This is a genomic window from Tepidiforma sp., assembly GCF_026419595.1.
In the GTDB taxonomy this organism is placed as follows: Bacteria; Chloroflexota; Dehalococcoidia; order Tepidiformales; family Tepidiformaceae; genus Tepidiforma.
Window position 1 is genome coordinate 1 of record NZ_JANZZD010000028.1, and the last position, 12,894, is coordinate 12,894.

The following is a 12,894-nucleotide window of genomic DNA, read 5'->3' on the forward strand; positions in this document are numbered from 1 at the left end:
GCAGTATTCGTTCCAGACCGCGAGCTCGAGCGTGACCGAGGGGAACAGCGGCACGCAGGGCGTCAACGTCGCGGTGGTGCGGAACGGTTCGACCGCGGGGACCGACAGCGTGACCTGCAAGCTGGCGGCGTCGCCGGGCACGGCGACCGGCGGCGTCGACTACTCGTTCACGAACCAGACCATCACCTTCAACCCCACAGAGACGGGGCCGAAGAACTGCCATGTGACCATCGTCGGCGACACGTCGACGGAAATGAACGAGACGATCGTGCTGGAGCTCGGGACGCCGATAACGGGCTTCACCGGCGGCGCGGGTTCGATCACCCAGCACACGATCACGATCGTCGATGACGATGGGCCGGGGACCTTGCAGTTCGCACAGGCGACCTACAGCGTGAGCGAAGGCGCGGGCACCGCGAGCATCGCCGTGACGCGGACGGGCGGCAGCACGGGGGCCGCGAGCGTGCAGTGCAGCACCATCACCGGCGGGACGGCAACGGCCGGGTCAGACTACACGGCGGTCGCATCGCAGACGCTGAACTGGGGCAGCGGCGACAGCACGACGCAGTTCTGCACTATCCCGATTCTGCAGGACACGCTGGTCGAGGGGCCGGAGACGGTCATCCTGCAGCTGAGCGGGGCGACCGGCGCGGCGCTCGGTTCGCCGGCAACGGCCACGCTGACGATCCTCGACGACGATGGGACGGGGAGCATCCAGTTCACTTCGGCGACCTACACGGGCAGCGAAGCCGGCGGCGCGATCACGATCACGGTCTCGCGGACCGGCGGCACCACCGGCGCGGTGACGGTCGACTACGCGACGGTTGCGGGCGGGACGGCGACGTTCGGGCTCGACTTCGTCGCTGCGAGCGGCACGCTGACCTGGGCGAACGGCGAGGGCGGCAACAAGTCGTTCACCGTGACGCCCGTGCCGGACACGTTCATCGAGGGGCCGGAAACGGTCATCCTGCAGCTCAGCAACCCGACGGGCGGCGCCGTCCTCGGGACCCCGTCGACGGCGACGCTGACGATTACCGATTCGACGAACATCCCGGTCATCACGTCCATCGTGCCGGGCGCGGGCCCGGTCGCGGGCGGGACGCCGGTCACGATCACCGGGCAGAACTTCACCGGCGCGACGTCGGTCACGTTCAACGGCGTGCCGTGCACGTCGCTGGTAGTGGTGAGCGCGACGACGATCACGTGCGTGACGCCGCCGAATCCGGCCGGCGTGGCCGAAGTGGTCGTCACGACCCCGAACGGGCAGAACGTCACGACCGGGACAGCGAACGACTTCATCTACACAGCGGGGCCGACGGTGACGGCGATCAGCCCGACGCAGGGCCTCTGCAACGGCGCGACGGTCGTGACCGTGACGGGGACCGGGTTCACGTCGAGCGGCATGACGGTGGCCTTCGGGACCGTGCAGGCGACGTTCACCTACCTCTCGCCGACGCAGCTGGTGGCGGTCGCGCCGGTGCAGCCGGCGGGCACCTACGACGTCCGGGTGACGACGCCCGGCGGCACGAGCCCGAACACCGTCGCGGACGACTTCACCTGCACGGGGTCGCCGGCGCCGACGGTGACGAGCGTGAGCCCGGCCAGCGGCCCGACCGGGACGACGGTGACGATCACCGGCACGAACTTCACCGGCGCGACCGCGGTGACCTTCGGGACCACGGCCGCAACGTTCACGGTGGTCAACAGCACGACGATCACGGCGACGGTGCCCGCGGGGCTGGCCGCCGGGACGTACGACGTGCGGGTCACGACGCCGGCCGGCACGAGCGCCAACACGGCGGCGGACAACTTCACCGTGACCTCGGCGGGGACGATCACCTACACGCTCTACCGGACCTTCACGCTCATCGTCTGGACGGGCGCGGACAACAAGCCGATCAGCCAGGCGATCGGCGGGACGCAGGCCGGCACGACGAACATCTCGGCGCAGGTCGGGGCCGTGTGGCTGTTCAACCCGCAAACGCAGTCGTGGGGCGGCTACTTCCCGGGCACCGAGAACCTGCCGGGGGCGAACGACTTCACGACGTTCCGCACCGGGACGGCGTACTTCATCGCCCTGCGGCCGACGGCGCCCGCAAGCGTGACCTGGGTCGCGCCGGCGAACTGACCTCCGTCCCCGGGGCGGGGCAGCGCTGAAGAAAAAGGGGCCGAATCGGCCCCTTTTTCGCTTCGCAGGCGCTCAGGAGGCTCCCGGCGCTGCTATAGTTGCGCCCGATTCCAGCAATCGGAGGCGCAGATATGGGGAGCTGGCGCAGGCTCCACGAGAGCGAAGAGGGACACGTCACGTCGGCCGTCGGCGCGCTCATCGCCGGGGCGGGCGCGGTGCTGGTCGGCATCGGCGCGGCGAACGACACGGGGTGGCTGGCGGTGGCCGGGGGCATCCTCGCGGGCGCCGGGATCCTCGGGTGGGAGGTGCTCCGGCACTACAGCATCGACCAGAAGCTGATGGCGCGGCTCGACCGCCTGGAGAGCAAGGGAGAGTAGGACGATGGGCATGCTGAGCCCCTACCGCGTGCTCGACCTGACCGATGAACGGGCCGCGCTCGGCCCGATGATGCTCGCGAATCTCGGCGCGGAGGTCATCCGCATCGAGCCGCCCGGGTTCGAACCGGAGCCCGGGAACGCGCTGCGCTACGCGGTCTACAACCGCGGCAAGCAGCGGGTGGGCCTCGACCTCGATACGGAGGAGGGGCGGAACCGGTTCTTCGACCTCGTGCGCGGGGCGGATTTCGTGTTCGAGAATGCGGGGCCGGGCGCGATGGCCGCGCGGGGGCTCGGGCACGAGGTGCTGCTCGGCATCAACCCGCGGCTGGTGTACGTGGCGCTGAGCCCGTTCGGGCAGGACGGGCCGTATGCCGACTTTCGCGCGCCCGACCTCGTGCTCGCGGCGATGGGCGGGATGATGGCGCTCAACGGCGACCCCGACCGGCCGCCGGTGCGCGTGACGGTGCCGCAATGCTGGCTCCACGGCGCGGCGGAGAGCGCGGTCGGCGCGATGGTGGCGCACCACCTGCGGGAGCGGACGGGCGTCGGCCGATTCGTCGACGTCTCGGTGCAGGCCGCGGTCTTCTGGACGGGGCTGCAGGCGATGATCGCGCACGCCATCCAGGGGCGGGACTTCGAACGGGCCGGGACGGCGCTCCAGCTCGGCACGATCACGCTGCCGATGGTCTACCGGGCGAAGGACGGCGAGGTGGTAGTGCTCGGGAACGGGGCAACACTCAAGCCGATGATGGCGTGGCTGGTGCGGGACGGCATCGTGCCGGAGGAGTGGCTGGAAGGCGAGGAGTGGGCCCGCTACGACGTGAAGGTGCTCGCCGGCGAGCCGCTGAAGTACGGCTACGAGGAGGTGCTCGAGAAGCTCCAGCAGTGGATCGAAACCAGGACCAAGAAGGAGCTCCTCGAGATTGGGCTGGCCTCCGGGGTGACCTTCGCGCCGGTGACGACCGTGCCGGAGATCCTCGACTTCGTGCACCTGCAGGTCCGGGAGTACTGGCGCGACCTCGAAGTGCGGCCGGGCGTGGTGGTGAAGGCGCCGGGCCCGTGGGTGCGGGCGATGTGCGGCCCGCTGGAGTTCGGGAGCAAGGTCGAACCGCAGGGCGAACCCCCGCCGCGCGAACCGCGCCAGGTGCCCGGCGGCGAACCGGAAGGGACGCTGCCGTTCGCCGGGCTGAAGGTCGCGGATTTCTCGTGGATCGGCGTGGGGCCGATCACCGGGAAGTACCTCGCGGACCACGGGGCGGACGTCATCCGCATCGAGACCTCGAACCCGCCGGACCGGCTGCGCGTGGGCGGGCCGTTCAAGGACGGCGTCTTCGGGCCGAACCGGAGCCAGTTCTTCGGGGCCTTCAACACCTCGAAGCGGTCGATTGCGCTCAACCTGAAGACGGAAGAAGGGCGTGAAATCGCGCGGAAGCTCATCGCCTGGGCGGATGTGGTGCTGGAATCGTTCACGCCGGGCACGATGGCGGACCTTGGGCTGGATTACGAGGCGGCGAAGGCGCTGAACCCGGACGTCATCTACGTCTCGACGTGCCTGATGGGGCAGACGGGGCCAGGGGCGAAGCTGGCGGGCTACGGCAACCACGCGGCGGCCATCTCCGGCTTCTACGAGGTGACGGGCTGGGACGACCGGCCGCCTTCGGGTCCATTCACGGCGTACACGGACACGATTGCGCCGCGGTTCCTCGCGACGTCCGTGATGGCGGCGATCGATCGCTGGAAGCGGACCGGCGAGGGCTGCCGCATCGAGCAGGCGCAGATGGAGGCGGCCCTGCACTTCCTCGCCACCGAGCTCGTCGAGTACCAGGTGAACGGCCGGGTGCCCCGGCGGGCCGGGAACGAGGACCGGGAGATGGCGCCGCACGGCGCGTACCCGGTCGCGGGGCACGACGAATGGATCGCCATCGCGGTCGAGGACGACGCGATGTGGGAGCGGCTGGCGGGCGTCATCGGCGAAGCGTGGGCGGCCGCCCCGGCGCTGAAGACGGCCGACGGACGGCGCGCGCGGAAGGAGGAGGTCGACGCGAAGCTGGCCGCGTGGACGGCCGGCCAGGATGGCCTCGACCTGATGCGGCGGCTGCAGGCTGCCGGCGTCGCGGCCGGGTTCGTGCAGCGGTCGAGCGACCTGCTCTGCGACCCGCAGCTGGCGCACCGGGAGTTTTTCCACCCGCTGGTGCACCCGGAGATGGGCGAGGTGCCGTACGAGGGACACCAGTTCATCGTGAGCGGCTACCGGAGCGGGCCGCGGCGGCCGGCGCCGTGCCTCGGCGAGCATTCGATGGAGGTGCTGCTCGAGGTGCTCGGGCTGGAAGCGGACGAGGTGGCGCGGCTGGCGGCCGGCATCGGGTGAGTTTCGCTATGCCCGCCCGAGCATATTGCGGGCGTTCGTGAAACCGGCAACGATGCAGGGCGCAGCACGGCGCAACCAGCGCCAGGGAGGCAAAGGGAGTTGACGACAGCAACGGCGACCAATGGCGCCCTCGCGGAGAAGGGCTACAACGGGAAGATGCTGAACGTGAATCTCACCACGGGTGAGATCACGGTCGAATACCCGGACGAATCGCTGTACCGGCAGTACCTCGGCGGGTACGGCATCGGCGCGCGGATGCTCTGGGACCGCGTGCCGAAGGGTGCGGACCCGCTCGGCCCGGAGAACATGCTCGGCATGTTCGCGGGGCTGCTGACGGGCACGCCGCTCTTCGGGCAGCGGTGGCAGGTGGTCTGCAAGAGCCCGCTCACCGGCGGCTGGGGCGATGCCAACTGCGGCGGCGACTTCGGCGGCGTGCTGAAGCTCGCCGGCTGGGACGGCATCATGTTCTTCGGCAAGGCCGAGAAGCCGGTCTACCTGCTCATCGACAACGACAAGTTCGAGCTGCGCGACGCGAGCGACCTCTGGGGCCAGGGCGCCATCGAGAACGAGAAGGTGCTGAAGGACCGGCACGGCAAGCGAGCGAGCGTGGCGAACATCGGCCCGGCGGGCGAGACCCTCTCGCTCATCAGCGGCGTGTGCAACGACCACGGCCGGCTGGCGGCCCGCTCTGGCGTCGGCGCCGTGATGGGCTCGAAGAAGCTGAAGGCGGTCGTCGTGCTGGCCGAGCGGAAGGTCATCAGCCAGACGCCGGAGACGACGAAGCTGCTCCGGGAGAACCTCGACCAGTTCGTGAAGCCGCTGCGGGACTTCTTCCACAACTTCGGGACGACGGGCATCACGGCGATGTCGGCCCTCAACGGCGATAGCCCGGTGAAGAACTGGGGCGGCGTGGGCATCATCGATTTCCCGATCGCGCAGCAGATCGACGGCGGCTCGCAGATCAACCCGCGGATGGAGAAGTCGTACGGCTGCTGGCGGTGCCCGATGGCGTGCGGCGCCGAATCGAAAGAGTCGACGAACCCGAAGTACCCGTACCCGCACCACACGCACCGGCCGGAGTACGAGGCGATGGCAGCCTTCGGCACGATGAACCTCGTGGCCGACCCGGACGCGCTGATCTACGCGAACCACCTGTGCAACGAGTACGGGTTCGACGTCATCAGCGCCGGCGGCGCCATCTCGATGGCGATCGAGTGCTACGAGAACGGCATCATCACGAAGGAAGACACCGAGGGCATCGAGCTCCGGTGGGGCGATGCGGACGCGATGATCGCGTTCCTGAAGGCGATGGGCGAGCGCAAGGGCATCGCGGCGGTGTTCGCCGACGGCGTGAAGGTCGCGGCCGAAAAGATCGGGCGCGGGGCCGAGAAGTATGCGATGCACATCGGCGGCCAGGAGCTGCCGATGCACGACCCGAAGCTCCAGCCCGAGTACCACACGACCTACAAGCTCGACCCGACGCCGGCGCGCCACACCCAGTACGAGGGGAACAAGCGGCTCGGGAAGATTCCGCCGGCGCCGGCCGACAACAAGGTCTACACCGGCCGCGGCGAGCACCACAAGGCCGCGAGCGAGTACATGCACGTGGTGAACGCCGGCGGCATGTGCCAGTTCGTGATGATGGCGGCGAACACCGCCAACATCCCGACGTGGTTCAACTCCGTGACCGGCTGGGACATGGACCTCAACGAGATGATGCAGATCGGCGAGCGCATCGCGAACCTGCGCATGGCGTACGAGGTGCGCGAGGGCGGCAACCCGCGGAAGCGGCACGTGCCGCCGCGGGTCACGGGTGAATCGACCGAGGCGACGCACGCCGGTCCGCTGCAGGGCATCAAGCTCGATACCGAGACGCTCGAAGTCGAGTTCCTGAAGGCCTGCGACTGGGACACGGAGACCTGCAAGCCCTCGAAGGCGAAGCTCGAATCGCTCGGCCTGCAGGACGTCGCCGCCGCGCTGCACGCGTAATTTCCGGCCTGCCGGCCGTTCCTGCGCGCCCCTCCCGGGATCCGGGAGGGGCGCGCTGCGTATGGAGGAGGGAAACGGCGGCCGGCCCAGGCGGCCATGCTTTACCGCCATTTGCGGCGCGATGCTTCAGGGTAGGTGGCACGGGCCCGCGATGGCCCCCAACTCCCGGAGGTAGCGCGTGACCGGTTGGCAGGACGAATCGCGGCAGGAGGCGGCGGCCCGGGCGCATGCCGTGTTCGAAGCGGCGATGTTCGAAATCAAGCGGGTGATCGTCGGGCAGGAGCAGATGCTGGAGCGAGTGCTCGTGGCGCTGCTGGCGAACGGCCACCTGCTCATCGAAGGCGTGCCCGGGCTGGCCAAGACGCTCACCGTCAAGACGGTGGCGGATGTGCTCGGCGGGACGTTCCACCGGGTGCAGTTCACGCCGGACCTCGTGCCGGGCGACCTCGTGGGCACGCGCATCTACCGGCCGGATACCGGCCAGTTCGTGGCCGAAAAGGGCCCGGTGTTCTGCAACATCCTGCTGGCGGACGAGATCAACCGCGCACCGGCGAAGGTCCAATCGGCGCTGCTGGAGGTGATGCAGGAGCGGCAGGTGACGATCGGGCTCGAGACGTTCCGCGTACCGCACCCGTTCCTCGTGATGGCGACGCAGAACCCGATCGAATCGGAGGGCACCTACCCGCTGCCGGAGGCGCAGGTCGACCGGTTCATGATGAAGGTGATCGTGGACTACCCGGCGCAGGCGGAGGAGCTGGCAATCGTGCAGCGGTCGCTGGCGCCGGTCGGCAGCGTGAAGCAGGTGCTGCCGGTGGAGGAGCTCGCGCGGTTCCAGGCGCTCACCGCCGAGGTGTACGTCGACCGCGCGGTGGCGGAGTACGCGGTGGCGCTGGCGGATGCAACGCGGCACCCGGAGCGGTACGGGCTGGTTCGCCACAAGGAGCACATCGCGTTCGGGTCGAGCCCGCGCGGGAGCATCAACCTCGTGCACGCCGCGCGGGCGGTGGCGCTGCTGCGGGGGCGGGCGTACGTGCTGCCGGGGGATGTGTTCGACCTCGCGCGGGACGTGCTGCGCCACCGGATGGTGCTGACGTACCAGGCGCTGGCCGAGGGGGTGACGCCAGACCAGATCCTCGACGGGATTCTCGCTGCGGTGCCGGTGCCGCGCATCGAACTGGCGGCCGAGGCGTCCGCGTGAGTGCGCTGCTCGCCCGGCGGCCGACGCCGGACGCCCCGGGGCCAGGGCCGATGCCCGAAGCGGTGCTGCGGGCGCTCGACATCACGGTCGGGCGGCGGGTGAGCAGCCTGCTCGCGGGCGACTTCCGCTCGCACGGGCTCGGGACCGGCACGGAGCTGGCCCAGGTGCGGGAATACGTGCCGGGGGACGACGTGCGGCGGATCGACTGGAACGTGACGGCCCGGACGCTCGTCCCCCACGTCCGGGAATTCGTGGCGGAGCGGGTGCTGACGACGTGGCTGGTGCTCGATGCTTCGGCCTCGATGCTGTTCGGGACGGCGGACCGGCGGAAGTACGACGTGGCGGAGGGGGTGGCGCTGGCCGCGGGCCACGTGGCGACCCGGCACGGGAACGCGCTCGGCGTCTACCTGTTCGACGGCGAACGGGAGCGGCTGATGCGGCCGGCGCAGGGGCGGGCCGGGCTGCTCGCGCTGCTGCTGGCGCTGCGGCTCCAGCCGCCGGCGGGCGGGGCGGCGGCCTCGCTCGGCCGGGCGCTGCAGCGGGTCGACCGGCTGGCCGGGCGCGGACGGCTCGTGCTCATCGTCTCGGACTTCCGAGGGCCGCGCGACTGGGAGCGGCCGCTGCTGCAGGTGGCCGCGCGGCATGACGTGCTGGCCGTCGAGATTCGCGACCCGCGCGAGCAGGAGCTGCCGGACGTCGGCGAGCTGTGGCTGATGGACCCCGAGACGGGGCGACGGCTGCGGGTGGATACCGGGTCGCGTCGGCTCCGGGAGCGGTTCGCGGCGGCTGCTGCGGCCGAGCGGGCGGAGGTGGCGGCAGCGATCGCCCGGGCCGGCGCGCGCCACATCGTGCTTTCGACGTCGGGCGACTGGCTGCGGCCGTTCGCGGCCGGGCTGCTCGAGAAAGGATACGTTCGATGACCTTCCTCTGGCCGTGGATGCTGCTGGGGCTGGCGGCCGTGCCGCTGCTGGCCGGCCTCTATGCGCTGGCGCAGCGGCGGCGCCCGAAGTACGCGGCGCGGTTCACGAACCTCGACCTGCTGGCGAACGTGGTGGAGGCGAGCCCGAACTGGCGGCGGCACCTGCCGCCGGCGCTCTACCTGCTCGCGATTGCCGCGGTCGTCTTCACCCTCGCGCGGCCGCAGCTGGTGACGAAGACGCCGCGGCAGGAGGGGACGGTCGTGCTCGTGACGGATGTCTCGGGCTCGATGAACGCGACCGACGTGGCACCGACGCGGATGGCGGCGGCGCAGGAGGCGGCGCACACGCTGGTGGACCGGCTGCCGAAGGACTTCCGCATCAGCCTCATCAGCTTTTCGAGCGGGGTGAACGTGCTCGTGCCGCCGACGACGGAGAAGGAGCAGGTGCACGCCGCGATCGACCGGCTGACGCCGCTCGGCGGCACGGCGATGGGCGACGCGCTGGCGACGGCGGTGGACGTGGTCCGGGCGGCGCTGGAGCAGCAGCCTGCCGGGACGAACGCGGACGGCACGCCCGCGACGCCGGCGCCAATCCGGGGCGAAGGCGAAGCGGCCCCGGCGGTCATCGTGCTGCTCTCGGACGGGGCGCAAACGGTGGGGACGTACCAGCCGCTGGACGCGGCGCAGCTCGCTGCCGACACGGGCATCCCGGTCTACGCGATTGCGCTCGGCACGCCGGACGGCGTCGCGGTGGTGACCGACCCGCAGGGCCGGCAGCGGACGGTGCGGGTGCCGCCGGACTTCGAAACGCTGCAGGCGATCGCCGAGGTCACCGGCGGCCGGGCGTTCGAGGCGCCGGGCGCGAGCCAGCTCGAGAGCATCTACCGCGACCTCGGCGACCGCATCGGTTACGTCGAGGAGCGGACCGAGGTGAGCTGGGCGGCGGCCGGGCTGGCGGGGGTGCTGGTGCTCGCCGGCGGCGCGCTGGGGCTGCTCTGGTTCAACCGGTTCCCGTAGTCCTGACCATTCGTTCAGGATGGAACGAGATTGCATCGGGGGCAGCGATTCGGTAGGGTTCCGCCATGCCGTTCGCGGTATGCAACGGGGTGCGGCTGTACTACGAGGTGCACGGTTCGGGCGAGCCGCTGCTGCTCGTGATGGGACAGGGGAGCGACCACCACGGATGGGACCCGGTGCTCGGGGACTTCGCCAGCCGGTTCCAGGTCATCGTCTACGACCACCGGGGGACCGGGCAGAGCGACAAGCCGGGCGAGCCGCCTTACACCACGCGGATGTTCGCGGCCGATGCGGTTGGGCTGCTCGACCACCTGGGCATCGAGCGGGCGCACATCTACGGCATCTCGATGGGCGGCCGTATCTGCCAGTGGATCGCCATCGACTACCCGGACCGGGTGGGCGCGGTCGTGCTCGGGTGCACGACACCGGGGGATGCGCACGGGGTGAAGCGGCCGCCTGAGGTCGATGCGAAGATGCGCACGCGCCCGGCGGACCCGGAGGAGGCGGCCCGGTTCCTCGCGGAAGAGATGGTGAGCCCGGGCTGGCTGGCGGCACACCCTGAGTACCTGGCCGTTTTGCGCGAACGGGCGAGGAATCCCATCCCGGCGTATGCCCAGCGGTTGCATTACGAAGCAAGCCAGGGGCACGATGCATGGGAGAGGCTGACGGAGATCCGCGCGCCGGTGCTGGTGATTCACGGGACGGAGGACCGGATCAATCCGACCGCGAACGCCGCACTGCTGGCCGGGCAGATCCCGGGGGCGGAGCTGTACCTGGTCGAAGGAGGGCGGCACGGGTACTTCATCGAGTTTCGCGAGGAAGCGGGCGCGGCGGTGATGGGGTTCCTGGAGCGTCACACCACAAGGTAGGGTGCGGGCATGCATTTGCAACGGAAGATCATGGGGTTTTCACGGGACGTTGGGCGGCGTCTCGACCGGGCGCTGGGGGAGAACCTGATCGGGCTCTATCTCCACGGCTCGGCGACGATGGGGGCGTTCCAGTACCAGCGGTCGGATTTCGACATGCTGGCGGTGGTGGAGGAGCCGCTGACGAAGGACCAGCAGCGTCAGATCGCTGAGCTGCTGATGGACCCGGAGATGCCGTGTCCAGGCTCCGGGCTCGAGCTGAGCATCGTGACGGACGCGTCGCTGGACGTCGAAAGCCACTCGCCGCCGTTCGAGCTGCACCTCTGCACGGTGCCGGAGGCGCGGACCTTCGTCGACGGGCACGGGCACCCGGGCGACCCGGACCTGCTGCTCCACTACGCGGTGGCGCGGGAGAAAGGGCGGGCGATCATCGGCCCCGAGCCGGAAGAGATGTTCCCGATCATCCCGCGGAGCTGGGTGCTCGAGGCGATGGCCGATGAGCTGGGCTGGGCGGTGGCAAACGCCACGCCGGGGTACGCCGTGCTGAACGCGGTGCGGGCGCTGCGGTACGCCTACACGGGCGAGCTAGTGAGCAAGCAGGAAGGCGCGTACTGGTTCTTCCGCCAGCGGAAGAACATGATGCCGGTGCGGCTGGCGCTGAAGCAGCACCTCGGCCGCTCGGCGACGGGCCCGAGCCAGGAGCACGCCGAGCGGTTCGTCGGCTGGGTGCTCGACGAGATCAACCGGGTTCGGATGGACCTGGACGAGGACGAGTAGGCCGGCTGCCGTGGACGGCTGGAGCGTCCGGCCGGCGGCTGCAGCAGATGCGCGCATGCTCGCGCGGCTGCGGTGGGCGTTCCGGGCCGAGATTGGCCAGGCGTCGGAGGACGAGGCGGGATTCCTCGAGCGGGCGGCGGCCTGGATGGCGGCGCGCCTCGAGGAAGGCGGCCGCTGGCGGGCGTGGCTGGCCGAAGACGACGGCGGCGAGGCGATCGGCTGCGCGTGGCTGCAGCTCATCGAAAAGGTGCCGAACCCGGGGCCCGAGGAGGAGCTGCACGGCTACGTGACGAGCATGTTCGTCGCGCCGGCGCGGCGGGGGCAGGGCATCGGCGCGGCCCTGCTGGGGGCGGCGCTGGAGGCCTGCCGGGCGGCGAAGGTGGATTCGGTGGTCCTGTGGCCGACCTCGGGGAGCCGCGATCTCTACGCGCGGCACGGGTTCGCGGCGCCGGACGACGTGCTCGAGCTGCGCATCGGGAGCGGCCGGGCTCTGCCGTAGGCGGCGGCGCTCATTCGCGCGGGGGCGAACCGAGGCTGCCGTCCGGCGGCGGCGGCAGCGGCGGAGGATAGGGTAGGCCGCCGGGCGCGACGGTCGGGGTCGGCGTGGGTGTCGGTGCGGGCGCCTCGGTCGGTGCCGGCGCGGGGGGCGGCGCCGGCGATGGGACGGGAGACGGCGCTGGCGAAGGGGTCGGCGTCGGCGTGGGCGTCAGCGCTGGCGGTGAGGCAGGCGGCGGCGCGGCTGGCGCGCTGGCGGGCGCGGGCGGCCGGAACGCCGGGGCAGCGGGACGGGCTGGCGTCGGCGTCGCGCGGGGGAGTCCCCGGACCTGGTCGAGGGTGAGACGGATGGTCGGGGTGGGCGTCGGCGTGCCGGCTGGCGGGGTGACGGAGCCGTGGGGCGCGGGCGTCGGCGTGCGAGCGGCATGTGCGGCTTCGGGGGTGGCGTGGCCGTCGTCCCCGTGGTCATCAGCGGCGTGGTCGCTGGCTTCCGGCGTCGGCGTTTCGGCGGCGGGCGGGGCAGCCGCGCCGCCCATGGTCGACTGGTAGGCGAGCGCGCCGGCAGCGAGCAGCGCTCCGAGGAAGACGAGGTTCCCTTTGTCCACGCGATGCCTCCCCAGGGTGGCGATCGGCGCGAACCGGGGCAGCGCGGAGCGGGAGGCCGGGAACCCGCGGGTGACGGGATGGTGACCGGGCACGGAAACGCCGGGAGGCCCGCGACGGGGCCTCCCGGGGGCAGTGCAGACGTGAGAAGCGGCGA

General features: G+C 71.0%; 11 protein-coding genes. 10 read left to right on the forward strand and 1 reads right to left on the reverse strand.

Annotated elements, in window-relative coordinates; all coding sequences use genetic code 11:
* The 10 genes from N2041_RS12055 to N2041_RS12100 form a co-directional block, all read left to right on the forward strand.
* The coding region (locus tag N2041_RS12055; RefSeq protein ID WP_297678837.1) for a Calx-beta domain-containing protein at positions 1–2,128 on the forward strand (2,128 nt) is incomplete at its 5' end.
* A 131-nt stretch (positions 2,129–2,259) separates the two neighbouring features.
* Entirely contained in the window at positions 2,260–2,505 is a 246-nt protein-coding gene (locus tag N2041_RS12060) for a hypothetical protein (protein ID WP_297678838.1), read from the forward strand.
* 4 nt (positions 2,506–2,509) lie between these two features.
* Positions 2,510–4,873: a CoA transferase gene (locus tag N2041_RS12065; RefSeq protein ID WP_297678839.1), complete on the forward strand. Its 2,364-nt coding sequence runs from the start codon at positions 2,510–2,512 to the stop codon at positions 4,871–4,873.
* Positions 4,874–4,972: 99 nt separating this feature from the next.
* Positions 4,973–6,862, forward strand: a complete 1,890-nt coding sequence (locus N2041_RS12070) for an aldehyde ferredoxin oxidoreductase family protein (RefSeq protein ID WP_297678840.1) — start codon at positions 4,973–4,975, stop codon at positions 6,860–6,862.
* 247 nt (positions 6,863–7,109) lie between these two features.
* Positions 7,110–8,060 carry an AAA family ATPase gene (locus tag N2041_RS12075; RefSeq protein ID WP_367187730.1) on the forward strand — a complete coding sequence of 317 codons (951 nt, stop codon included), beginning with the start codon at positions 7,110–7,112 and terminating at the stop codon, positions 8,058–8,060.
* Positions 8,057–8,980 carry a DUF58 domain-containing protein gene (locus N2041_RS12080; protein ID WP_297678842.1) on the forward strand — a complete coding sequence of 308 codons (924 nt, stop codon included), beginning with the start codon at positions 8,057–8,059 and terminating at the stop codon, positions 8,978–8,980. Before N2041_RS12075 ends, N2041_RS12080 begins: the two co-directional genes overlap by 4 nt.
* Positions 8,977–9,996 (forward strand): VWA domain-containing protein, encoded by a 1,020-nt coding sequence (locus tag N2041_RS12085; RefSeq protein ID WP_297678843.1) that lies wholly within the window; start codon positions 8,977–8,979, stop codon positions 9,994–9,996. Before N2041_RS12080 ends, N2041_RS12085 begins: the two co-directional genes overlap by 4 nt.
* A gap of 65 nt (positions 9,997–10,061) precedes the next feature.
* Positions 10,062–10,865 carry an alpha/beta fold hydrolase gene (locus N2041_RS12090; protein ID WP_297678844.1) on the forward strand — a complete coding sequence of 268 codons (804 nt, stop codon included), beginning with the start codon at positions 10,062–10,064 and terminating at the stop codon, positions 10,863–10,865.
* A 9-nt stretch (positions 10,866–10,874) separates the two neighbouring features.
* On the forward strand, positions 10,875–11,639 hold the full coding sequence (locus N2041_RS12095) for an aminoglycoside adenylyltransferase domain-containing protein (RefSeq protein ID WP_297678845.1): 765 nt from the start codon (positions 10,875–10,877) through the stop codon (positions 11,637–11,639).
* Positions 11,640–11,649: 10 nt separating this feature from the next.
* Positions 11,650–12,138 carry a GNAT family N-acetyltransferase gene (locus N2041_RS12100; protein WP_297678846.1) on the forward strand — a complete coding sequence of 163 codons (489 nt, stop codon included), beginning with the start codon at positions 11,650–11,652 and terminating at the stop codon, positions 12,136–12,138.
* A 10-nt stretch (positions 12,139–12,148) separates the two neighbouring features.
* Here the strand turns inward: N2041_RS12100 and N2041_RS12105 are convergent, their stop codons facing one another.
* On the reverse strand, positions 12,149–12,739 hold the full coding sequence (locus N2041_RS12105; RefSeq protein WP_297678847.1) for a hypothetical protein: 591 nt from the start codon (positions 12,737–12,739) through the stop codon (positions 12,149–12,151).
* Positions 12,740–12,894 lie beyond the last annotated feature (155 nt).